At 70.6% G+C, this 22,489-nt stretch carries 23 protein-coding genes; 10 read left to right on the plus strand and 13 right to left on the minus strand.

Annotated elements, in window-relative coordinates:
• Positions 1–37 precede the first annotated feature (37 nt).
• The 4 genes from ACR9E9_RS13230 to ACR9E9_RS13245 are packed head-to-tail and all read left to right on the plus strand — an operon-like array spanning position 38 to position 3,560.
• The gene (locus tag ACR9E9_RS13230) at positions 38–1,321 is read left to right on the plus strand and encodes an aromatic ring-hydroxylating oxygenase subunit alpha (protein ID WP_435199195.1); all 1,284 of its coding nucleotides are present in this window, start codon (positions 38–40) and stop codon (positions 1,319–1,321) included.
• Entirely contained in the window at positions 1,318–1,809 is a 492-nt protein-coding gene (locus ACR9E9_RS13235) for an aromatic-ring-hydroxylating dioxygenase subunit beta (RefSeq protein ID WP_435199197.1), read from the plus strand. The genes ACR9E9_RS13230 and ACR9E9_RS13235 overlap by 4 nt, the downstream gene beginning before the upstream one ends.
• A gap of 10 nt (positions 1,810–1,819) precedes the next feature.
• Positions 1,820–2,578, plus strand: coding sequence for an SDR family NAD(P)-dependent oxidoreductase (locus tag ACR9E9_RS13240; RefSeq protein WP_435199199.1), 759 nt, complete (start codon positions 1,820–1,822; stop codon positions 2,576–2,578).
• Between the two features lie 28 nt (positions 2,579–2,606).
• On the plus strand, positions 2,607–3,560 hold the full coding sequence (locus tag ACR9E9_RS13245) for a PDR/VanB family oxidoreductase (protein ID WP_435199201.1): 954 nt from the start codon (positions 2,607–2,609) through the stop codon (positions 3,558–3,560).
• Here ACR9E9_RS13245 and ACR9E9_RS13250 read toward each other — a convergent pair.
• The 3 genes from ACR9E9_RS13250 to ACR9E9_RS13260 are packed head-to-tail and all read right to left on the minus strand — an operon-like array spanning position 3,551 to position 5,739.
• On the minus strand, positions 3,551–4,213 hold the full coding sequence (locus tag ACR9E9_RS13250; protein WP_435199203.1) for a response regulator transcription factor: 663 nt from the start codon (positions 4,211–4,213) through the stop codon (positions 3,551–3,553). The genes ACR9E9_RS13245 and ACR9E9_RS13250 overlap by 10 nt on opposite strands.
• Positions 4,210–4,494, minus strand: coding sequence for a hypothetical protein (locus ACR9E9_RS13255; RefSeq protein WP_435199205.1), 285 nt, complete (start codon positions 4,492–4,494; stop codon positions 4,210–4,212). Before ACR9E9_RS13255 ends, ACR9E9_RS13250 begins: the two co-directional genes overlap by 4 nt.
• 33 nt (positions 4,495–4,527) lie before the next feature.
• Positions 4,528–5,739: an amidase family protein gene (locus ACR9E9_RS13260; protein ID WP_435199207.1), complete on the minus strand. Its 1,212-nt coding sequence runs from the start codon at positions 5,737–5,739 to the stop codon at positions 4,528–4,530.
• A 248-nt stretch (positions 5,740–5,987) separates the two neighbouring features.
• Between ACR9E9_RS13260 and ACR9E9_RS13265 the strand changes: the two genes are divergently transcribed.
• Positions 5,988–7,172, plus strand: a complete 1,185-nt coding sequence (locus ACR9E9_RS13265) for a flavin reductase family protein (RefSeq protein ID WP_435199209.1) — start codon at positions 5,988–5,990, stop codon at positions 7,170–7,172.
• Between the two features lie 12 nt (positions 7,173–7,184).
• Here the strand turns inward: ACR9E9_RS13265 and lpdA are convergent, their stop codons facing one another.
• From lpdA to ACR9E9_RS13315, 10 genes are read right to left on the minus strand one after another with little or no spacing between them, the layout of a single operon-like run.
• Positions 7,185–8,582, minus strand: a complete 1,398-nt coding sequence (gene lpdA / locus ACR9E9_RS13270) for a dihydrolipoyl dehydrogenase (RefSeq protein ID WP_435199211.1) — start codon at positions 8,580–8,582, stop codon at positions 7,185–7,187.
• Between the two features lie 59 nt (positions 8,583–8,641).
• Positions 8,642–10,645, minus strand: coding sequence for a penicillin-binding protein 2 (gene mrdA / locus ACR9E9_RS13275; protein ID WP_435199213.1), 2,004 nt, complete (start codon positions 10,643–10,645; stop codon positions 8,642–8,644).
• Positions 10,642–11,130, minus strand: a complete 489-nt coding sequence (gene mreD / locus ACR9E9_RS13280) for a rod shape-determining protein MreD (RefSeq protein WP_435199215.1) — start codon at positions 11,128–11,130, stop codon at positions 10,642–10,644. The genes mrdA and mreD overlap by 4 nt, the downstream gene beginning before the upstream one ends.
• A complete protein-coding gene (mreC, locus tag ACR9E9_RS13285) occupies positions 11,127–11,903 on the minus strand; it encodes a rod shape-determining protein MreC (RefSeq protein ID WP_435199217.1) in 777 nt (258 codons plus the stop codon). The genes mreD and mreC overlap by 4 nt, the downstream gene beginning before the upstream one ends.
• Entirely contained in the window at positions 11,903–12,952 is a 1,050-nt protein-coding gene (locus ACR9E9_RS13290; RefSeq protein ID WP_435199219.1) for a rod shape-determining protein, read from the minus strand. The genes mreC and ACR9E9_RS13290 overlap by 1 nt, the downstream gene beginning before the upstream one ends.
• A gap of 1 nt (position 12,953) precedes the next feature.
• Entirely contained in the window at positions 12,954–13,376 is a 423-nt protein-coding gene (ndk, locus tag ACR9E9_RS13295) for a nucleoside-diphosphate kinase (protein WP_435203659.1), read from the minus strand.
• 26 nt (positions 13,377–13,402) lie between these two features.
• Positions 13,403–14,233: an undecaprenyl-diphosphate phosphatase gene (locus ACR9E9_RS13300; RefSeq protein ID WP_435199221.1), complete on the minus strand. Its 831-nt coding sequence runs from the start codon at positions 14,231–14,233 to the stop codon at positions 13,403–13,405.
• On the minus strand, positions 14,233–14,628 hold the full coding sequence (locus tag ACR9E9_RS13305) for a DUF4233 domain-containing protein (protein ID WP_435199223.1): 396 nt from the start codon (positions 14,626–14,628) through the stop codon (positions 14,233–14,235). Before ACR9E9_RS13305 ends, ACR9E9_RS13300 begins: the two co-directional genes overlap by 1 nt.
• A 25-nt stretch (positions 14,629–14,653) precedes the next feature.
• Entirely contained in the window at positions 14,654–16,096 is a 1,443-nt protein-coding gene (locus ACR9E9_RS13310) for a bifunctional folylpolyglutamate synthase/dihydrofolate synthase (protein WP_435199225.1), read from the minus strand.
• Positions 16,097–16,150: 54 nt separating this feature from the next.
• On the minus strand, positions 16,151–17,761 hold the full coding sequence (locus ACR9E9_RS13315) for an FAD-dependent oxidoreductase (protein ID WP_435199227.1): 1,611 nt from the start codon (positions 17,759–17,761) through the stop codon (positions 16,151–16,153).
• Between the two features lie 78 nt (positions 17,762–17,839).
• Here ACR9E9_RS13315 and ACR9E9_RS13320 point away from each other — a divergent pair, with 78 nt between their 5' ends.
• The 5 genes from ACR9E9_RS13320 (at position 17,840) to ACR9E9_RS13340 (ending at position 22,484) form a co-directional block, all read left to right on the plus strand.
• The gene (locus tag ACR9E9_RS13320) at positions 17,840–18,397 is read left to right on the plus strand and encodes a helix-turn-helix domain-containing protein (protein ID WP_435199229.1); all 558 of its coding nucleotides are present in this window, start codon (positions 17,840–17,842) and stop codon (positions 18,395–18,397) included.
• A 101-nt stretch (positions 18,398–18,498) separates the two neighbouring features.
• The gene (locus ACR9E9_RS13325; RefSeq protein ID WP_435199231.1) at positions 18,499–19,524 is read left to right on the plus strand and encodes an iron-siderophore ABC transporter substrate-binding protein; all 1,026 of its coding nucleotides are present in this window, start codon (positions 18,499–18,501) and stop codon (positions 19,522–19,524) included.
• Positions 19,525–19,534: 10 nt separating this feature from the next.
• On the plus strand, positions 19,535–20,599 hold the full coding sequence (locus ACR9E9_RS13330; RefSeq protein WP_435199233.1) for a FecCD family ABC transporter permease: 1,065 nt from the start codon (positions 19,535–19,537) through the stop codon (positions 20,597–20,599).
• Complete coding sequence (locus tag ACR9E9_RS13335; protein WP_435199235.1) at positions 20,596–21,651, plus strand: FecCD family ABC transporter permease; 1,056 nt, start codon at positions 20,596–20,598, stop codon at positions 21,649–21,651. The genes ACR9E9_RS13330 and ACR9E9_RS13335 overlap by 4 nt, the downstream gene beginning before the upstream one ends.
• A complete protein-coding gene (locus tag ACR9E9_RS13340) occupies positions 21,648–22,484 on the plus strand; it encodes an ABC transporter ATP-binding protein (RefSeq protein WP_435199237.1) in 837 nt (278 codons plus the stop codon). Before ACR9E9_RS13335 ends, ACR9E9_RS13340 begins: the two co-directional genes overlap by 4 nt.
• Positions 22,485–22,489 lie beyond the last annotated feature (5 nt).

The following is a 22,489-nucleotide window of genomic DNA, read 5'->3' on the forward strand; positions in this document are numbered from 1 at the left end:
ATGCTCGCCCGACCACGCCGCACCAGGAGGCCACAGCATGAGCACTGTCGAACAGGACGAGACCGCCCGCACCGAACTCGCCGAGCTCGCCGAGACGGATCGGGTGGCCGGTCGGCTCTACACCGACCCCGCGATCTTCGACCTCGAGATGGAGAAGATCTTCCGCACGACGTGGGTCTGGGTTGCCCACGAGAGCGAGATCCCGGACAAGGGCTCCTTCAAGACCACGTCCGTGGGGGACCAACCCGTGATCATCACCAGGGACCGGAAGGGCAACGTCAACACGCTGCTCAACCGTTGTCGTCACCGTGGCAGCACCGTGTGCGACCAGTCCCGGGGGAAGGCCAATGGATTCACCTGCCCGTACCACAACTGGTCCTACGCGCTCGATGGTCGGCTGCGCGGCATCCCCTACCCCGACGGGTACGAGGGCATCATCGACAAGGCCGACTTCCCGCTGCAGAAGCTGCGGACCGAGAGCTACCTCGGGATGATCTGGGCGACCTTCAACGAGGACGCGCAGCCGCTCGAGGACTTCCTCGGAGACGCGAAGATCTGGATGGAGCGCTTCTTCAAGCAGAGCAACGGCTACCCCACGAAGATCACCGGCGTGCACAAGTTCAGGTTCAAGGGCAACTGGAAGATCCAGCTGGAGAACACCACCGACGGGTACCACTTCCCGATGGTGCACAAGTCGTGGATGGCGTCCGTGGACGCCGAGACGGCCGACATGATGTCGTTCATGAGCGACCCCGAGGCCGTCACCCACGACGTGGGCAACGGGCACTCGGTCGCGATCATGGCGCCCGGCAACGCGGATCTCGACATCGACGACGGGGCTCCCCTGCAATCACGCTTCGACGACACCGTCCAGGAGCTGCGAGACAGCGGCGAGTACAGCGAGGAGCAGATCCGCCGGTTCGTGCGATCGATCCACGGAGCCGGATTCAACCTCAACACCTTCCCGAACGTCTCGATGTCCATCTCCTTCCTGCGGGTGCTGATCCCGATCTCGGTGGACGAGACGGAGATCTGGCACATGTCCCTGGGGATGGACGACGGACCCGAGTGCGTCAACCGGGAGCGACTGCGCATCCATGAGCACTTCCAGGGCCCGTTCGGCTTCGGCAGCCCGGACGACTCCGAGGGCTGGGAACGAGTTCAGGTCGGAGCGGTGGGCAACCCGGAGATGCCGATCATGGTCAACCGCGGACTCAACCGTGAGACGACGAGCGACGAGGGCTGGCCGACCTCGCACGTCACCGATGAGACCGGCATGCGGGGCGCCTACGCGATGTGGAAGAAGATGATGAGCGAATGACCGAAATGATGCTTCACGACCCCCGCGTGGCGCGGGCGATCCAGGTGGTCTGGCACGAGGCCCAACTTCTGGACGACAAGGAGTACGAGGCCTGGGAGAAGCTGTACGGCACGGACGCGATGTACGTGGTCCCGATCGACCACACCACCGATGACTTCGCCAACTCCCTGAACATGGTCTACGACGATGCCCGCATGCGTCGGATGCGCGTGGACCGCATGGTCCAGGGCAATGCGCCCTCAGCCGTGGCAGCCGCCCGCACGGTGCGCACGGTGTCCAGCTTCCGGGCCACCGATGTCTCCGACACCCACGTCACCCTGACGTCCGCTCAAGTGCTCGTGTCGTACAAGCGCTCCGCCACGGACGTCCTCGGCGCCCGCGTGACGCACCGGATCTCCCTCGATGACGGCGGTGACCGGATCGAGCTGAAGGTGATCCGGCTGCTCAACAGCGACCAGCCGGTGCACGCCGCCGGCTTCCTGCTCTGAGGTGGCACCGATGAGCGCACCACACACGATGTCCGGAGTCGCCGTCGTCACGGGTGCCGCCGGCGGCATGGGATCACACATCGCCCGCAGGCTGCACCGCGACGGTTTCCGCGTCATGGTGACCGACCTGGACGACGCGGTCGTCACGGACCTGGCACGCGAGCTGTCCGCGGACGGCAGCACGTGCACCCATCGACGGCTGGACGTGAGTCGGCCCGAGGACTTCCGAGGCGCTTTGGAACAGGCCCGCTCCATCTGGGCGGAGCCAACCGTCCTGGTCAACAATGCTGCCGTGACCCGAGCCGCGGACACGATGACGCTCAGCTCGGCCGAGTTCACGGACGTGCTGTCGCTCAACTCCGCCGGAGTGTTCAACGGGTGCCAGGTCTTCGGTGAGGCCATGGCCGCCCACGGCTTCGGTCGGATCATCAACATGGCCTCGCTGGCCGGCCAGAACGGCGGTACGGCGACCGGTGCACACTATGCGGCGTCGAAGGGGGCGATCCTCACCCTGACGAAGGTGTTCGCTCGCTCCCTCGCCGCCCAGGGCGTGACCGTCAATGCCATCTCCCCCGGGCCGCACGACCTGCCGGTGGTCCACCGCACGGTCCCGGCGGACGCGCTGGAGGCGGTCACCTCCTCCATTCCCGTCGGTCGGCTCGGGGACCCCTCCTTCATCGCCGACACGGTGGCGCTGCTGGCCCAGGAGAACGCCGGTTTCGTCACCGGCGCCTGCTGGGACGTCAACGGCGGCCTGCACCTGCGCTGATCACCACCCACTCCCCCGGAGCGAAACCATGTCTCTCATTGATGTTCGAGTCACCGAGGTCATCGACGAGTCGCCGACCGTGAAGTCGCTGCGCCTCGTGCGCGCCGACGGGCGCCCACTGGGGGTCTACCAGGCCGGCGCCCACGTCGACTGCGTCGGCCCCACGGCCATCACCCGGCAGTACTCGTTGTGCAGCACACCGGAGGACCCGGACTCGTACACCATCGCGGTGAAGCGGGAGACGGACTCCCGGGGCGGCTCGGACGCGCTCCACGCGCTGAGGGTGGGTGACGTCATCCAGATCAGCGAGCCGCGCAATCTCATCGGTATCGACCCGGACGCGGGTCACCACGTCCTCGTGGCGGCGGGGATCGGGATCACCCCGATGCTCAGCATCGCTCGCTACCTCGATGTGCACGGGCACGACTTCGATCTGCACTACTTTGCTCGCACCGAGACCGATGCCGTCTTCCTGGGCCTCCTGCAGGAGAAGGTGCCACACAAGCTCCACGCACACATCAGTGTGCCGCGCACCGACCAGGCGCCGATCCTCAGGAAGGCGCTGGCGGCACTGCCCGCGAGGTCGCATCTCTACATGTGCGGCCCCGAGGAGTTCATGGACAAGGTCGCTGCCGTGGCACAGGAGGCGCTCCCGACGGAGTCGATCCACCGTGAGAACTTCCACGCCAACGAACAGCCCTCGGCCGACGAGAACACCGAGTTCGATGTCGAGTTCGAGGACGAGACGTACCACGTGCCCGCAGACCGCACCATCGTCTCGGTCCTGCAGGACGAAGCGGGCGCCGAGGTCGACACCTCCTGCGAGGAGGGGATCTGCGGCACGTGCATCATGACCGTGCTCGAAGGAGACCCGGAGCACCGGGACAACGTCCTGACGGCCGCGGAGAAAGAGGCCGGCGAGACCATCACCGTGTGTGTCTCGCGCAGCAGGTCCCCGCTGCTGCGCCTGGACTACTTCTGAGCCGACCCGGGCTCGCTCGAGATCTGGGCCTCGTAGCGCAGGACATCCCGGACGAGGGTGTTGATGCTGTCCGAGTCGGTCTTCGCCTTGATTCGTGCGCGGTGGACATCAACCGTCTTGACGCTCATTCCCAGGCGCCGGGCGATGTTCTGGCTGGGCAGTCCCTCGACGACGAGGTGGAGGATCTCCCGCTCGCGAGGTGTGAGCGCGTCGATCCTGTGCTGCACGGAGAGCCGGGTGTGGTGCTCACGAAATCGCTCCGCCGCGTGCACCATGCCCTCCTGCACCACGTCGAGCAGCTGCTGCGGGTCATAGGGTTTTTCGAGGAAGTGCAGTGCCCCGCGCTGCATGGTCCGCACGGACATGCGAATGTCACCGTGCGCCGAGACGAAGATGATGGACGCGTGGGGAGCCCGGTCCACGAGCTCCTCCTGGAGCCGGGTCCCGCTCATCCGTGGCATGCGCACGTCCAGCACCATGCACACGGGATGGCCGCCGTCGTAGTGCTCCAGGAACTCGTCGGCGCTGTGCATCACGACGGGATCGACATTGATGCTCCCGAGGAGCCACGTCACCGACTCGCACAGCTCCACATCGTCATCGAGGACGTACACGACCGGGTCGGGAACGTCCTCCTTCTCCGGGACCGTCACGACGTGTGCCGGTCCCAGGCGGCCTCGGACCGCCAGTAGTTCATCCCGGCGGCGCTGACGGCGTGGTGCCAGTCGCTGGTGCGGCGCAGGTCCGGCTCCACTCGTGCGATCGAGGCATCTGCGGCGTCGGGACCGTCCTCATCGACGGTCCAGTGCACCCAGTTGACCTCGCGGCCCTCCTCGTCCTCGACGAAGAGGTCGACGTGGTGCCACCCGTAGCCGAAGGTGTCCTCGTAACACATCAGGAACATCGTGGCGTGGTCGTGCGGACGAGGATCCATGCTTCTTCCCTTTCGATGCGGTACGGGTGACCGCTAGACGGTCGCTCCCTGCAGACGGTGTTCCAGCGCCGTCGCGACGGCGAAGATCTCCTCCTCGAGTCCCGGGAGGCCGATGACCTGGATCCCGAGGGGTCGACCATCGGCCGCTCGGATCCCGGGGACGGCGACGACGGGCAGCCCCAGTGCCTGCCACGGACGACTCAGGTCCGGCGAGCCGGTCGCCTCCAGCCCCCACGGTGCGGGCCCCGGAGCAGCCGGCCCGACGATCACGCGGCGGTCGGACAGCAGGTGCTCGAGGTCGGTGCGTGAGGCATGGCACCGCGCGATCGCCGCGCGGTAGTCGTCCTCGGTGGTCCTCCGGCCCTGATCGAGCAGCTCCCGCAGACTCTGGCTGATCAGTGGCGCCACGTCACGCAGTGCCGCGCGTTCCCGAGCGGCCTCGTAGGCCATCACCACCGGCTGATCCGCGGCCAGGGTGTGCACGTGGTCGTCCCACGGAAACTCCTCGACCCGGTGGCCTGCACCGACGAGCGCTGACGCGGCCAGGTCGACCGCCGCGGCCATCGAGGGATCGATGGCCGACAACGAGGAACCACGCCAGACGTGGATCACGGCAGGACCCGCTGCAGGCGGCGCGGCGCTGGTCCCGGCGAAGAGCCGGTGCACCAGGGCCAGATCGCGCACGCTGCGGGCCAGGACCCCCAGCGAGTCGAGTGTCGGGCTGAGCCCGGTGACCCCAGCGAGGTCCGTGCTGCCGTGGGCCATGACCAGACCGGCAACACCGCAAAAGGACGCGGGTCGAGTGGTCGAGCCCGCCGTCTGCGTGCCCAGGGCCAAGGGGACCTGGCCGCTGGCCACGCTCGCGGCCGATCCGCTGGAGGAGCCGCCGGGTGTGCATCCGGGCGCGGCGGGGTTCCTGGTGGCAGCGGGCCGGAAGTAGCCGTACTCGGTCGTGGCCGTCTTCCCGATGACGACAGCGCCCCACTGCTCCAACCGGTTCACGCAGGCGGCGTTGGCCGTCAGGGGCTCGGGGGACGTGGTCGCCTCCGAGCCGCACCGAGTCGGCAGGCCCTCGACATCGATGATGTCCTTGATCCCGACGGGCAGCCCGCGCAGGGGCAGCACCTCGGTGCTGGCGTCCACCTGCTCCGCCCGGACCAGCGGGTCGTCGACGAGATGCACCCACGCACGCACGTCACCGTCGTGCGAGACGACCCGCCCTCGTGCGGCACGAACGGTCTGCACTGCGCCAGAGGCACTCGATCGTGCCTCCTCCACAGACGCGGTGGCGTCCGGGAACGTTCTCGGTTCCACCTGTTGGGCCTCCTTCGTCGCTGCCGCAAGCCTGTCCCCATCGCCCGTGGCCCGCAAGTAAAGGTTTCCCTGCTGTCCCCGTAGTGATCGGACTCCTAGCCTCCGCTCTGTACAGCACCAATCCGGTGCCCATGACACGCGCACCTCCACGGCGCTCCTACCCGAAGTGGGGATCTCCGATGACCACAGCACCATCCTTCGATACCAAGGCCTTCAGGGACGTCCTGGGCCACTACCCCACCGGCGTCGTGATCGTCACCGCCGTCCACCCGGACGGGGAGCCACTGGCGATGATCGTCGGGACCTTCACCGCGGTGTCCATGGAACCGCCACTCGTGGCCTTCATGCCGATGAAGAGCTCCCGCACCTTCGGTCGACTCAGCGAGTGCGAGTCCCTGTGCATCAACGTCCTCACCGGAGAGCAGGAGGAGATCGGCCGGTGCATCGCCAGCCGTGGACCGGACAAGCTCCTCGGGATCGACTGGAGTCCATCGCCGTCGGGTGCCCCCCTGCTGGCCGAGTCACTGGCGTGGCTCGACGTGCGGATCGAGCAGACCATCGAGGCCGGGGATCACTGGATCGTCCTCTGCCGCATCGAGGACATGGCGGTGAACAACCCGAAGACCCCGTTGATCTTCTTCCAGGGAGGGTACGGGCGCTTCGTCGTCCCGCCGTTGCTCGCGCGGATCGACAACGACATCGTCGGGCCGGTGCAACAGGCCAGCCGATCGCGCGACCTCCTGGCGACCGTGGCGGAGCGGCTCCGGTGTGAGGTGTCGCTTCTGACGGTGGTGGACAAGGACGAGCTGGTGGCGATCGCGACGGCAGTCGGCGAGGGGGTCAACCCGGCCAAGGGACTGGGCACGAGGGTGCCGATCATTCCGCCCATCGGCGACATCTGGGCGGCGGAGCTGACCGAGGAACAGCAGCAGAGCTGGTTGTCCAAGGCCGACGTGGACGACGAGACCATGGACATCTACCGCGACCGGCTCGCCTTCGCCCAGGACCACGGCTATCTGATGTCATTCCTCCCTGCTGGTCGGGTGGACCCCTACCGGGAGATCCACGAGGCCGCGCACCGCTATGCGGACGGTGGGATCACCCCCCTGGCCCAGCGCGAGATTCAACGCAGCATCGGCAACGCGGGAGTCAGCTACGAGGTGGCGGAGCTCGACCCGGCGAAGACCTACGACGTGGGCATGCTGGTCGCGACCGTGCACGATCCCTCGGGGGCGCCGGCTCGCATGCTGCGTCTGGCGCAGTTGCCCCACCCCGCCTCGGGACGGGTCGTCCTGGAGTGGGTGGATGCCCTGCGCGAGACGGTCAGCGCTCTGGAGCAGGTGCTCTTCGAGGACAGCGACTGACCCCCACTCACGTCAGAGGTTGATCATGTGCCCCGCGACGCCCTCGACGGCCTCCTTGACCGCCTCGGACAGGGTCGGGTGCGCGAAGACGTTGCGGGCGACCTCGTCCGCGGTGAGGTCCCACTTCTGCGCCAGGGTGAGGACCGGGAGCAGCTCGGTGACGTCGGGGCCGATCATGTGGGCGCCGAGGATCTCGTGGTGCTCGGCGTCGGCGACGACCGTGACCGATCCGACCGCGTCGCCCAGGCCCATGGCCTTGCCGTTGGCGGTGAAGGGGAAGGTGGCCGTCTTGACCTCGTGGCCCTTCTCCTCGGCCTGCTCCTGGGTGTAGCCGAAGGACGCGATCTGCGGGTGGCAGTAGGTCGCACGCGGGATGAAGTCGTACTCGACCGGCATCGTCTCGGCACCGGACATGTGCTCGGCGGCGACGACACCCTGGGCCTCGGCGACGTGGGCGAGCATGAGCTTCGCCGTGCAGTCACCGACGGAGTAGACGTTCTCGACGTTGGTGCGGCAGTACTCGTCGATGGCGATGGCACCGCGCTCGGTCAGCTCGACACCGATCGACTCCAGCCCGAAGCCCTCGACGCGCGGTGAGAAGCCGATGGCGGAGAGCAGCTTGTCCGCCTCGAGGACCTGGCTGTCGCCCCCCTTCGCCGGGGTGACGGTGACCTTGACACCGGAGTCGGTGTCCTCCACGGACTCGACCTTGGTGGAGAGCATGACCTTCACGCCGAGCTTCTTGTAGTGCTTGGCCAGCTCCTTGGAGATGGCCGGGTCCTCGGTGGGGACCATCCGGTCGAGGAACTCGACGATCGTCACGTCGACACCGAAGTTCTTCATGACGTAGGCGAACTCGACACCGATCGCGCCGGACCCGGCGATGATCATCGAGCCGGGCAGGTTCTCGTCGAGGATCTGCTCCTCGTAGGTGACGACGTTGTCGCTGACCTCGACCCCGGGGAGCATCTTCGTCGTGGCCCCGCTGGCGATGACCAGCTTGTCGAAGGTCACCGACTTCTTCTCGCCGTCGTTGAGGTCGACGTCCATCGAGGTCGTGGAGGTGATCGTGCCCCAGCCGTCGATCTCGGTGATCTTGTTCTTCTTCATCAGGAAGTGGATGCCCTTGACGATGCCGTCACTCACCTGACGCGAGCGCGCGTGCGTCGGGCCGTAGGACATCGTGACGTCGCCCTCGATGCCGAACTTCTTCTTGTCGTGGGTGAGCGTGTGCGCCAGCTCGGCGTTCTTGATCAGGGCCTTGCTCGGGATGCACCCGACGTTGAGGCAGACACCGCCCCAGTACTTCTTCTCCACGACGGCCACGCTCTTTCCGAGCTGTGCGGCGCGAATCGCCGCCACGTAACCACCGGGTCCAGCACCGAGCACAACGACGTCGAAATCAGCCATGGGAGACACCCTAGCCATTGCTGCGTGGTGAGCGACAAGGAGCCCGGACCACCGGGCCCTCAGTCCTGCACACCGGCGAGCTGAGCGTGGATGTCCCGGGCGATCGGAGCCGCCGTCGCCCCGCCGGTGCCGCCCTGGGCGACGACGACGGCGACGGCGTAGCGGGGCGTGGTCGCCGGTGCGTAGGAGACGAACCAGGCCGTGTCCTCCTGGCCGTAGACCTCGGCGGTCCCCGTCTTGCCGGCCACCGGCCACTGGCGAAGGGGGAAGCCGGCGAAGGCGGAGTAGGCGGTGCCGTCCGGCTCCTCGACGACGTCACGCAGCGCCGTGCGCAGCAAGGAGCCCGACGACCCCGGGAGGTCGACGTGACCCGCGTCGGGGACCTCGAGCGCGACCCGGGCACCGTCGGCGTCGATGCTCGCCCGGCCGAGGTGCGGGCTCGGTGCACGACCACGCTGCGCGATCGTCCCGAAGACCCGGCTCATCTGGAGCACGGTCGCGGTGACGTCGCCCTGCCCGATGGACAGGTTCGCCTCGTCACCGGGGAGGAACTGGTATCCGGTCGCGCAGTTCTCCTCGGCGAGGGTGGTGAGGTACTTCGCCCGGGTCCGGTCCGCCATCTCCGGGTGGCCGCGTTCGGCCTCCCGGCAGCTCGCGTCCTTGGTGGTGCGCCACCGCTCCCGCTTCCACTCCCGGTCGGGGATGCGCCCCGTCGCCTCCCCCGGCAGGTCGATGCCCGTGGCGCTGCCCAGTCCGAGGCCGGTGGCCGCCTCGATGAGCGCGTCCCCGTCGTCGTCGTCGGCGTCCAACCCGCCCTGGGAGCGCCACACGTCCTCGGCCACCTGGTAGAAGACGGTGTCGCACGAGACGGTGATCGCGCGGCGCCAGGAGATCCGCCCGTAGGCCCGCGACTCGAAGTTGCTGAAGGTACGGTCACCGATCCGGTGCGACGACGTGCAGTTGACCGGCTCGTCCAGGTCCGTGCCCGCGGCCACGGCACCGGGCAGGGAGACGACCTTGAAGGTCGAGGCCGGCGGCTGCGCGACCGCGGTCACCCGGTCGATGAGCGGGCTGCTGTCGCTCCCGGTCAACCGCTCGTACTGCCCCTGGGTCATGCCCTTCGACCAGACCGAGGGGTCGTAGGTCGGCGCGCTGGCGGAGGCGACGACACCGCCGTCACGCAGGTCGAGGACCACCGCGGCCGCCGTGTCCGCCTCGAGACCACGCTCCCGGGCGTCGCGGACGCCATCGGCCAGGGCCTGCTCCGTGGCGCGCTGGACCGGGAGGTCGAGCGTGGTCACGAGGTCCTTGCCGGGCACGGGTTCGGTCCGCGAGATCTCCTCGACAGCGACGCCGCGGGCGTCGACGCGCACCTCCCGGTGACCGGGACGCCCCCTGAGCAGCTCGTCGTACTCGCGCTCGAGGCCCGAGGCGCCGACGAGGTCCTCGTCGGTGATCGCGCCACCGGACCCGGCGATGGTCTCGGCGTCGGGTCGGGCGAGGTATCCGGTGGTCTGCGGGGCGCCGCCGCCCTCCGTGGCGCGGGGGTAGGCGCGCACCGGCTGGCTCGTGACGCTGACACCCGGGTAGCGCTCCGGCCTCTCGGTGAGGGCCGCGGCCGCGGACGGATCGACGTCCACGGCGACCGGGACGGGCACCAGGGCCGACCCGGGCCAGCAGGACGGCGGCTCGGCGGCCCCGGGCGCACCGCAGAGGGTCGTCCTGTCCCACAGGCGCGCGAAGGGGAGGTCCAGCGCCTGCGCGAGATGGCGGACCGTCGCTCGGCCGCCGTCTGCGGCATCCGCCAGACTGGCCCGGTCGATGGTCACGTCGGTGCGCACGGCGTTGTCGACGAGGGCGCGACCGTCGCGATCGAGGATGCGACCGCGCAGGGCCGGCAGGGCGACCCGTGCCCGGCCCGGCGTGCTGGCCCCGGTCTCCCCCGCCGGGTGGTCGCTCAGCTGGAGCTGCCCGAGCCGACCGATGAGCACGCCGGCGAGCAGGGTGAGCACGGCGAGCGAGGCGAGCATCCGCGCCTGCATCCGCGGCCCGCGGCGGCTCATGCCCGCCCCCGGCGGACGAGGGTCGCCTCGAGCCGCTCGACGAGACCGACGAGCACCAGACCGAGGGTGGCGGTGGCGATCACCTGCCACGCGAGGGACCCCCAGGCGACCGGACGGGCGCTGGCCAGGTCGATCAGGACGGGGACGAGGCGCGAGACCAGCCCGGCCGCGGCGATGACGGGGACCGGCCACCACCACGGGTGCCCGGCGCGACGTCGGGCCCGTCCGGCGACCCACCCGGCCGCTGCGTACCCCAGCGCCGAGACACCGAGGGGGTCGGCCACGGGTGGGGCGAGATCGAGCAACCACCCACCGACGAGCCCGAGGAGGGCCCCGGCGGAGGACCCGGCGGTCAGGGCGACGGCCACGACGACGATGAGCACGAGGTCGGGCAGCGCGACCACCCCGCGGGCCCCGAGGGCGAGCATGCAGACGAGTGCTGTGGCCAGGAGCAGCAGCCGCACGGGCCAGCGCAGTCCGCTCACCGGGAGGCGCTCCCTCGGCTGGCCGGAGCGGTGACGACGGCGACGACGTCGAGGGTGGCGAGGTCGACGGCGGGCTCCACCAGTGCGGTGTCGGTGAGTCGTCCCGGGGCGCGATCGAGTGAGGTGACCGTGCCGACCGTGACCCCCGGCGGATAGGGGCGCTGGCCCGGGCTGCCCAGGGTCACGACCTCGTCCCCCACTGCGGCGCGGTCCCGTCCCAGCTGCGTCACGACGAGCTCGTCGGCCCCGTGGGAGGTCGTGGGGTCCGACCCCGTCAGGGTGCCGATCACTCGCTTCGTCCCGGTGCGCACGCCGACACCGGCGTGGGGCGAGCCGATGACCTCGATGTCCGAGGTCCACTCCGCGACATCGACGACGCGGCCGACGAGTCCGCCGGGGGCGATGACCGCCCGATCGGCACGGATCCCGTCGCGGCGGCCCACGTCCACGGTGATCCGCTCCGGCCCCGAGGCGCCCGACCGGTCGAGGGCGACGACACGGGCGGGGACCGTCCGCAGGCCGCCGGTGGGCAGCTCGTCGGTCTGGGCCGAGGTCCGGCGCTCCTCCTCGAGCCGGCGCACGCGCTCGTCGAGCCGGATGTTCTCCTCCTCGAGGGCCGAGGACTCGTCGTCCCGGGGGGCGAGGAGTCTCTCGACCGGGCCGAGGACGGCTGACCCGGCCCCCCGCAGCGGGCCGAGGGGAGCGCCGGCGACGTCGGCGAGGAGGACGGCCAGGGTCAGCACCAGGACCACGGGCAGGACACGGCGGCGCATCAGAAGCGGTGACCGTCGACGAGGACCGGCTGCAGCGCGGCGAAGTCGTCCACGCACCGTCCGGCCCCGCGGGCGACGGCGCGAAGGGGGGAATAGGCCACGACGACCGGGACCCCGAGCTCGTGCCGCATGCGGGCGTCGAGCCCCTGCAGCAGGGCCCCGCCGCCGGTGAGGGTGACACCACGCTCGAGGACGTCACCGGCCAGCTCCGGTGGGCAGCGGTCGAGGACGTCCCGGACGAGGCCGACGATCTCCCCGACCGGGGCGGCGACCGCGCGACGGATCTCGGACGACCCGACGTCGACGGTCTTGGGCAGACCGGTCACCAGGTCGCGGCCACGCACGCGAGTGGTCACCTCGGTGGCGAGGGGGAAGGCGGAGCCGACCTGGACCTTGATGTCCTCCGCGCTGCGCTCACCGAGGAGCAGGGAGAGGTTGCGTCGCACGTGGGCCACGATCGCGTCGTCGATGGCGTCGCCGGCCGTCCGGGTGCTGCGCGAGGCGACGATGCCGCCCAGGGCGATCACCGCGACATCCGTGGACCCGCCCCCGATGTCGACGACCATCGAGGCCTGCGTCTCGGTCACCGGCAGGCCGGCGCCGATCGCCGCGACCATCGGCTCCTCGACGAGGTAGACCCGCCGGGCGCCGACGCGCAGGGCGGCCTCCTCGACGGCCCGGCGCTCGACACCGGTGATGTCGCTCGGGATGCACACGACGACGCGGGGCCGGACGACGCTCGACATGCCGACCCGGTCGGTGAACCAGCGCAGCATCTGCTCCGCGGCATCCGGCTCGCTGATGACCCCGGCACGCAGCGGACGGACGGCCCGCACGGCTCCCGGGGTGCGCCCGAGCATCTCCTTGGCCGCACTGCCGGCAGCCACGAGCTCACCGGTCTCGACGCTCACGGCGACGACGCTCGGCTCGTCGAGGACGATGCCCCGGCCCTGGTGGTGGATCAGCGTGTTGGCGGTCCCGAGATCGATCGCGAGGTCACGCGACCAGCCCTGGAGGACGCGACGCGCTCCTCGAGTCCGCCGGGCCACGTCAGAGGCCGGGGAACCAGATGCCGATCTCGCGCGCGGCCGACTCCGGGGAGTCGGAGCCGTGCACGATGTTCTCGTCGACCGTGCCGGCCCACTTGCGCCCGAGGTCCCCCCGGATCGTGCCCGGAGCCGCCTCGGTCGGCTTGGTCGCGCCGGCGAGCGAGCGGAATCCCGCGATGCACTCCTGGCCCTCGATGACGACGGCCGCAGCCGGTCCGGAGGACATGAACGTCAGGAGCGGCTCGTAGAAGGGCTTGCCCTCGTGCTCGGCGTAGTGCGCCGCCAGCTGCTCCCGGGTCGGGGTGACGACCGCGAGCGCGGCGAGGGTGTACCCCTTCGCCTCGATCCGCCGGATCACCTCACCGGTGAGTCCGCGGCGGAAGCCGTCGGGCTTGATCAGGACGAGGGAACGTTCGGTCTGCACAGTCTCGGTCACGGGCCCCAGCGTAGTCACGCCGCGATGGTGCCCGTACCCAGCAGGGCGAACAGGACGAGTGCGAGGAGGATCCGGTAGATCATGAAGGGGGTGAAGGTGTGGGTGGTGATGTACTTCATGAACCACGCGATGACCGCATAGCCGACGACGAAGGCGATCCCGGTGGCCACCCAGATCGGCCCCCACGCGGTGCCGGACCCCTCCGCCTGCCCGCCGACGACCTTGACGACCTGGAGTCCGCCGGAGGCGAGGACGGCCGGGATCGCCAGGAGGAAGGAGTACCTCGCCGCCGCCGCACGCGTGAAGCCCATGAAGAGGCCACCGGCGATGGTGCCGCCGCTGCGGGAGACGCCGGGGATGAGCGCGAGCGCCTGCCACAGCCCGAAGGAGACACCGCTGCGCCAGGTGAGATCGGTCAGCTCCCGCTGCTGCCGGCCCGCGCGCTCGGCGGCCATGATGACGAGGGCGAAGACGAGGAGCATCGTCGCCGTGAGCCACAGGCTGCGCAACGAGGTCTCGATCCGGTCCTGGAAGATCAGGCCGAGCACGGCGATCGGGATCGACCCGATGATGACGAACCACCCCATCCGCACGTCCGGGTCCTTGCGCTCGACCCTGCCGGCGAGGGAGAGGCACCATTTGCGGATGATCGTGACGATGTCGCGCCAGAAGTAGATGAGGACGGCGGCCTCGGTGCCCAGCTGGGTGATCGCGGTGAACGCCGCCCCCGGGTCGTCCTCGCCGATGGCGCGACCGACGATCGAGACGTGCGCGCTGGAGGAGATCGGGAGGAACTCGGTCAGCCCCTGGACGAGGCCGAGGACGATGGCGGTGACGTAGTCCATCAGCTGCCGTCCTGCTCGAGGGCCCGCGCGGCCTGCTCGCGGTCGACGCGCCGCCCCACGCGCTGGCAGTAGCCGTAGAGGATCGCGAAGACGATCCCGACGACGAACATCATCGTCACCCAGACCCCGGAGAGGATCGCCAGCGCCTGCACCACCCAGCCCAGCGCCGGGCCGAAGGGCCGGCGGACGAGGCCGGCGGCGACGACCGCGAGGACCGCGAGGAGGCACATGAGCACGAAGGGGGTCAGGCCGGCGACGACGGGCTCCTGGTCCGGGTCGAGCCCCCGCCCCGTGAGGGCACCGAAGAAGATGACCAGCCCCTGACCGCCGAGGACGGTGGCGAGCATGCGCCACATGAACTTGCCCTGCGGGCGCGGCTGGTGGTCAGAAGTCACGCAGGACAGGGTAAGCGCCCCGCGCCTATTCCTCGTCGTCGAGGTCGATCGGCACCTCCACGGGCGGCGGTACCGGCTTCTCGACATCCGTCAGCCCGAGCAGCAGGCGCACCTCGGCGACGGTGACGATCGAGCCGGTGACCACGACGCCGCCGGAGACTCCCCCTTCGTCCGCCAGCTCGGCCGCCCGGTCCAGGGCGTCGGGCAGCTCGTCGACGACGGTGACCCGGTGGTCGCCGAAGACCTCGCCGGCGATCTCCCCGAGCCGGGCCGGGCGCATCGCCCGCGGGGAGGTGCTGCGGGTGACGACCACCTCGTCGAGAGCCGGCTCGAGCGCCTCGAGGATGCCGACGACGTCCTTGTCGGAGAAGACCGAGAGGACCCCGACGAGGTGGGTGAAGGTGAAGGAGTCCTTGAGCGCCTCGGCAAGGACAGCGGCGCCCTGGGGGTTGTGCGCGGCATCGACGATGACGGTGGGGCTGCGGCGGACGATCTCCAGTCGGCCCGGTGACGTCGCACCGGCCAGGCCCGCGGAGAGGACCTCCTCGGCCAGCGGCTGCTCTCCCCCGCCGAGGAAGGCCTCGACGGCGGCGACGGCGAGGGCGGCATTGCTCGCCTGGTGCTGACCGTGGAGGTTGAGCAGCAGGTCGGGGTGGTCACCGGCGAGCCCGCGCAGCGACACCATCTGCCCCCCGATCGCCACGTCGCGCTCGAGGACACCGAAGTCGACCCCCTCGACGGCCAGCCGGGCACCGACCTCCTCGGCCCGCTCGGCGAGGAGGTCGGCGACCTCCGGGTCCTGGGGGGCGGAGACGGCGATGGTGCCGGGGTGGATGATCCCGGCCTTCTCCCCCGCGATGTCGAGGAGCGAGTCCCCGAGGAAGTGCTGGTGGTCGATGCCGATCGGCGTGACGACGGCGACATCGGCCTCGACGACGTTGGTGGCATCCCAGGACCCACCCATGCCGACCTCGACGATCGCGACGTCCACGGGCGCGTCGGCGAAGGCCGCATAGGCCAGGGCGACGAGCACCTCGAAGTAGGTCATCCGCGGCCCGTCCTCGGAGACCGAGCGGGTGTCGACGGCGTCGACGAAGGCCGCGATGTCCGCCCACGCGTCGAGGAAGGCCTCCCGGGTGATCAGCTCACCGCCGATGGTGATCCGCTCCCGGATGTCCTGCAGGTGCGGAGAGGTGAAGCGACCGGTCTTCAGCCCTGCCTCCCGCAGGATCGACTCGATGATCCGCGCGGTGGAGGTCTTGCCGTTGGTGCCGGTGATGTGGATGACCGGGAAGGTGCGCTGTGGCTCGCCGAGCAGGTCCATGACCGCGCGGATGCGGTCGAGGCTGGGCTCGAGATCGTGCTCGGGGGCGCGGGCGAGGATGGCGTCCTCGACGTGGCGCATCCGCTTGCGCAGCTCGAGCGCTTCGGCGGCCTGGCGCTGTGTGGCATCGGGGGCGGGACTCATGAGGGCGATTGTCGCAGAGCAGGCAGACGGCGCTGCCCGCCCGCTCCCCCGCCGTCAGGCAACCCGTCGCGCTCGCAGGACGACGTCGTGCACGTGGTGGGTGGAGACGGCTCCCGCCGGGCGCTGCCGGCGCTCACGCACCTCGACGACCCAGTCGGGACGCTGCGCGATCGCGGCCACGAGCTCGTCGGTCCGGACGAAGGCCTCGTGGTCGAAGGGTCGGGTCTGCTCGGGATCGGCCTGCGCCGGTGCCGCGCTCATGTCCTGCGGGTCGTGGTTGATGACCACGAGCCGGCCGCCGGGCGCCACCGCGTCGAGCACGTTGGTCACACCACGCCCGTCGGGGGTCCGGGGCACGGACGCGTACGCCGCGGTGACGAGGTCGTGCCGGACACCGCGGAAGGGGTCCGCGGCATTGGCGTCGGCCTGCAGCAGGCCGACCGCGAGGCCGCGGTCCCGCGCGGCCGCCCCGATCCGCTCCAGGGCCAGGGCCGAGATGTCGCTGGCCGTCACCTGCCACCCCTGCTCAGCCAACCAGATGGCATCGCCCCCTTCGCCGGCCCCCACGTCGAGGACGGAGCCCGGGGTCATTCCGGCGACCTCGGCGACGAGTGAGCCGTTGGGGTTGCCGCTCCACTGCAGGTCGTGCCTGTATCTCCCGTCCCAGTCCGCGGCGTGGGCGCTGGGTCGGGCCGCCGCGCCCAGGTCCTCCTGGGCCAGATCGAAGCTGATCATGCTGCCCACCCGACTGCCCGCGGCGGCCGTGGGCAGGACCTGCAGCATCGGCTCCGCGATCGTGCCGGCGGCATAGACCCCCGGCACGCCGGTGGCCCCCGTCATCGGGTCGGCCTCGACGACGGTGGCGGCGCCGCTCGGGTGGTCCCGGACGGTCAGGCCCAGGCCGGCGAAGGGGGCAACCCGGGCGTCCAGGCGGGTGCCGACGAGGATCGTGTCGGCCTCGAGGTCGGTGCCGTCCTCGAGGCGGATACCCCGCAGCGCCCCGGCCCCGGTGCTGACGACGGCCTCGATCCGCGCCACGATGACCGGGATGCCGGCGTCCCGGAGAGTCTGCAACTGCGGCGCGTCGGCGGCCACGCCCTCGTGGACGAGCACCGTGAGGTGGCGCGTGAGCTGGCGCAGCAGGGGGATCGGGTGCAGACCCTCAGGAGAGGTCACGAGCGCGACGATGCGCTGGTCGCGTGCCTCGTACCCGTGGCAGAAGGGGCAGTGGATCACCGCACCTCCCCAGTGATCGGCCAGCCCGGGGATGGCGGGGAGCTCGTCGCTCAGGCCCGTCGCAGCGACGAGTCGGCGGGCGTGCACGATGTGCCCCCCGGCGAGCTCGACGCGAAGACCACCGCCCTCCTCGCGCGTCACGCCGATGGCCCGACCGGTGAGCACCTCGGCGCCGTACGAGCGCACCTCCTCGCGGGCGACCCGCAGGAAGTCGGCCGGCGAGCGCCCTTCGTGCCCGAGGTAGCTGTGCATCGCGCCAGCCGGGGCATTGCGGGGCTCACCCGAGTCGATGACGATGACCGATCGGCGCTGGCGGGACAGCTGCAGGGTCGCGGCGAGGCCGGCAGCGGATCCTCCGACGACGGCCACGTCGGCGTGCCTCTCGATGACCGACGACGGGGGGCGGGAGTGGTGGTGCGCTGCGCTCATGCCGCCACCGTAGACCGATCTCGCGTATAGTGCATAGCCTCTTGCAGTATTCGCAAACATCAGCCTCCGGGAGCGCCCATGAGCGAGATCGAGCAGACCGTCCGCACCCGACTGCGCGGCCTCCGGAAGGCACAGTCGCTCTCCCTCGACGACCTGGCAGAGCACTCGCACCTGAGCGCGTCGACGATCAGCCGCATCGAGACGGGCAAGCGGACGATCAGCCTCGACGTCCTCCTCCCCCTGGCTCGCGCCCTGCGCACGGATGTCGAGACGCTGCTCGCCGAGGACGTCGACGAGGACGTCGTCATCCGCCCGACGCCCAGCCGCGAGGACGACCGCACCACGTGGATGCTGACCAAGGCCACCGGCGCGACGACGGCGATGAAGGTGCGCCTCGAGCCGAGCGCCACCGCACCGGAACAACGGGTACACCCCGGGCGCGACTGGTTCTTCGTCCTCGAAGGACGGGTAGAGCTCTCGCTCGGCGAGCGGGTCGTCGTCGTGGAGGCCGGCGAGGCGGCCGAGTTCGAGACCATGACCCCTCACTCCTTCGCCGCCACGGGGGGACCCGCCGAGGTCATCATGATTTTCGACCGGGACGGCAACCGGGCCCACCGCGACGACGGCCGCGACTGACCCGACGCACCCCCGCGGCGAGCTCAAGGTAAGGTACGGCTTGCCTTACTTTTGGGGGCGATCGCTCCCTCTGCCGTGCACCCGATCCCGAAGGAACGACGATGTCCACGATTGGCCTGCGCACCACCGGTGCAGCCACCCTGATGACCGCGGCCCTGGCCCTGAGCGCCTGCGGCAGCTCCTCCGACGCGAACTCCGCCGACGAGGGCTCCGGCGACGCGGCCTTCCCCGTGACCATCGACAGCTCCCTCGGCGAGGCCACGATCGAGGAGAAGCCCGAGAAGGTCGTCACCCTCGGGCAGGGGTCCACCGAGACCGCCATCGCCCTGGGCACCACCCCCGTCGGGATGGAGGAGTACGAGTGGGCCGCTGACGAGACCGGCTACCTGCCCTGGATCCACGAGGCGGTGAAGGAGGAGGGCGAGACGCTGCCGACCTTCGTCGGCGCCGGCGAGAAGCTCGACATGGAGCAGATCGTCGAGCTCGAACCCGACGTCATCCTCGCTCCGTGGTCCGGCCTGACCCAGGAGCAGTTCGACTCCCTGAGCGCGATCGCCCCGACGGTCGGCTACCCCGACAAGGCCTGGAGCGTGGACTGGGACCAGCAGATCGAGATCATCGGCACGGCTCTCGGTGAGGAGAAGGAGGCCACGGGCCTGATCACGGATCTCGAGGAGCAGCTCGCGACCGAGGCGAAGAAGCACCCGGAGTGGGCCGAGCACACCTTCTCCTACGTCTACACGACCCCCGACACCCTCGGCGTCTTCCTGCCCGACGAGCAGCGCGCGGCGATCGTGCGCAAGCTCGGTCTGACCATCGACCCGGCCGTGACGACGATGAAGGAGACCGAGGGGACCGACTCCGCCGTCATCGGCTACGAGAATGCCGACAAGCTCAACGACAGCGACCTGATCTTCACCTTCTACAGCGACCCCAAGGCGAAGGAGCAGGCCATGGGCAACGAGCTCTACGCCCAGATCCCGGCCATCAAGAAGGGCGCTGTCGTCGCCAGCACCGACAACGCCTTCGTCACCGCCTCCTCGATGATCAACCCCCTCACCGTCCCCTACACGCTCGAGCGGTACGGTCCGATGATCGATGAGGCCGTCGCCGAGGCAGCGAAGTGATCCACGACTGGTGACCACCAGCAGCACCGCGACGCGGGGCGCCGGGACGACCCCCGGCGCCCCGCGCCCCGCACGCCATGGCACCCCACGGACGGTCGGCGTCCTCGTGGGGTGCGTCGTCGTGCTCCTGCTCATCTGCCTCGCCTCGCTCGCCCTCGGGTCGAAGGTCACCTCCCTCGACGAGGTCATCGCCGCCCTGACCAGCGAGCCCGACCCCTACCTCGCGACGGTCCTCGACGCCCGGATCGAGCGCACCCTCCTCGCCGTCGGCGTCGGGGCGGCACTCGCGCTCTCGGGCGCGCTCATGCAGGGCGTGACCAACAACCCCCTGGCCGACCCGGGACTCCTCGGGATCAATGCCGGTGCCGCCGCGTCCATGGTCACCGCGACCGCCTTCTTCGGGGTGGCCACCGGGACGACCGCCTCGGCCTGGGTCGCCCTCCTCGGCGGAGGGCTCGCCGCCGTCGCCGTGCACACCGTCGGCACCGCGGGGGGCGCCGGAGCGAGCATGGTCCGGCTCGTCCTCGCCGGAGCCGTCGTGGCCGCGGTCCTCACGGCCTACGTCCAGGCCATCGCGTTGGGCATGCCGACGCACTTCGACAACTACCGCTTCTGGGTCGTCGGCTCCCTCGGGGACGGTGGCCTCGACCAGCTCCGGGCCGTCCTCCCCTTCCTCCTCGTGGGTCTCCTCCTCGCGGCCCTCACCGCGGGCGGTCTCGATGCCGTCGCCCTCGGCACCGAGGCGGCGACCGGCCTCGGAGTCAACACGGCCCTCGTGCGCTCCGGCGCACTCGGGGCCGCCACCCTGCTGTGCGCCGCCGCCACCGCGGCGGTCGGACCGATCGCCTTCGTCGGCCTCGCCGTCCCGCACATCGTGCGCGGGCTCGTCGGTCTCGACATGCGCCGCCAGCTGCTCACCTGCCTGCTCGTCGGGCCGATCGTCCTGCTCGGCGCGGACATCATCGGCCGGGTCGTCCTGCGCCCCCAGGAGCTCATGGTCGGGGTGGTCACCGCCTTCGTCGGCGCGCCGGTGCTGCTCATCGCGGTCCGCCGCCTCGGGAAGCGGGCCGCGTGAGCACCGCGTGGACGACGACGGAGCCGGTCCTGCGCCTGGGTCGGCACGTGGAGCTCCCCGTGCGACGAAGGGTGGCGCTCCTGGGCGTCGTCCTGCTCACCCTCGTGCTCGGCACCGTCCTCGCGACCCTGTCGCTCGGCAGCCTCGGCATCCCGGTCCTCGAGCTGCCCTCGGCGGTCACCGGCGTCATCGCGGGAGAGGCGGGTGGCAAGGCGGGCTTCGTCCTCGCACACCTGCGCGGACCCCGTCTGGTCGTCGCCCTCGGTGCCGGCGCCGCGCTCGGTGCCTCCGGGGCGCTCTTCCAGTCGGTGACCCGCAACCCCCTCGGCAGCCCCGACGTCATCGGTGTCAGTGCCGGCGCCGGGGCAGGTGCCGCCTTCGTCGGTCTCGTCATGCCGGGCACGACGTCGATCGTCCTCGGTTCCGTCGCGGGGGCGGCCCTGGCCATCGGCCTGGTCGCCGTGAGCACGGGCACCGGGCTGGCCGACCCGATGCGGATGATCCTCGCGGGCATCGGGGTCTCCGCGATGGCCTATGCCTTCACCCAGTACGTCGTCTACGTCGTCGCCCGCGACAAGGCGAGCGTGCTCGCCGCCTACATCAACGGCAGCACCGAGGCCCGTGGCTGGGACCACGCGGCGACCATCTGGATCGTCCTCGCGCTGGCCGCGCTCCCGCTCGCCCTGGTCTCCGGCCCCCTCGGCCTGACGGAGATGGGCGACGAGGTCGCCGCCTCACTCGGCGTGCACGCGGGGAGCACCCGCCGATGGGCCGTCCTGCTGTCCGTGCTGCTCGCCGGTGGGGCCGTCGCGGTGGCCGGTCCCATCGCCTTCATCGCGCTGACCGCCCCGCACATCACCCGCCGACTCGCTCGCAGCGCTCGCCCCCTGCTCGCGTTGTCCGCGGTGACCGGTGCGCTCCTGCTCTCCCTCGCGGACCTGGCCACCGAGCAGGTCCCGCTCTTCGACGGGCTGCCCGTGGGCATCCTGACCCTGGCGATCGGCGGGGTCTACCTCGGTGGCCTGCTCATCGGTGAATGGAGGAAATCGTGAGTCCCGAGACCCATCCCCACGACGGACCGGTGCTGCTGTCGGCCCGCGAGATCACCGTCGGCTACGGCGGCGAGCCGGTCATCCCTTCGCTCAGCCTGGACATCGCGCAGGGCGATTTCATGGTCATCGTCGGACCGAACGGGTGCGGCAAGTCGACGCTGCTGAAGACCTTCGCCCGCGTCAACCGCCCCTCCGGCGGGCGAGTCGAGCTCGACGGGCAGGACGTGCGCCGGCTGCGAGGGCGCAGCGTCGCCCGCCGCGTCTCCCTGCTGCCGCAGAGTGCCTCCGCCCCGGAGGGCATCACGGTCGCCGAGATCGTCGCCCGGGGACGCCATCCGCACCACACCCTGCTGCGGCAGTGGTCGGCGGCCGACGAGCACGCGGTGGCCGCGGCTCTGGAGCGCACCCATCTCGTCGAGCTCTCGGACACCCCGGTCTCGAGTCTCTCCGGCGGTCAGCGCCAGCGGGCCTGGGTGGCCATGGTCCTCGCGCAGGACACCGAGGTGATCCTCCTCGACGAGCCGACGACCTTCCTCGACATCGCCCACCAGTACGAGCTGCTCGAGCTCTTCGCCGACCTCAACGCGGAGGGTCGCACCATCGTCGCCGTGCTCCACGACCTCAACCAGGCGGCCCGCTTCGCCTCGCGCCTCGTGGTCATGCGCGGGGGCCGGGTGCACGGTGACGGACCGCCGGCGTCGGTGCTCACGGGTGAGCTCGTCAGGGAGGTCTTCGCCCTCGGCGCCGACGTCGTCGACGACCCCCAGTCGGGGACCCCGATGGTCGTGCCCCACGTCCGTGCCCCCGCAGGACGGGTCACGGTCCCGGAGTAGCCCTC

This window comes from Janibacter sp. GS2 (assembly GCF_051200835.1).
Classification (GTDB): Bacteria; Actinomycetota; Actinomycetes; order Actinomycetales; family Dermatophilaceae; genus Janibacter.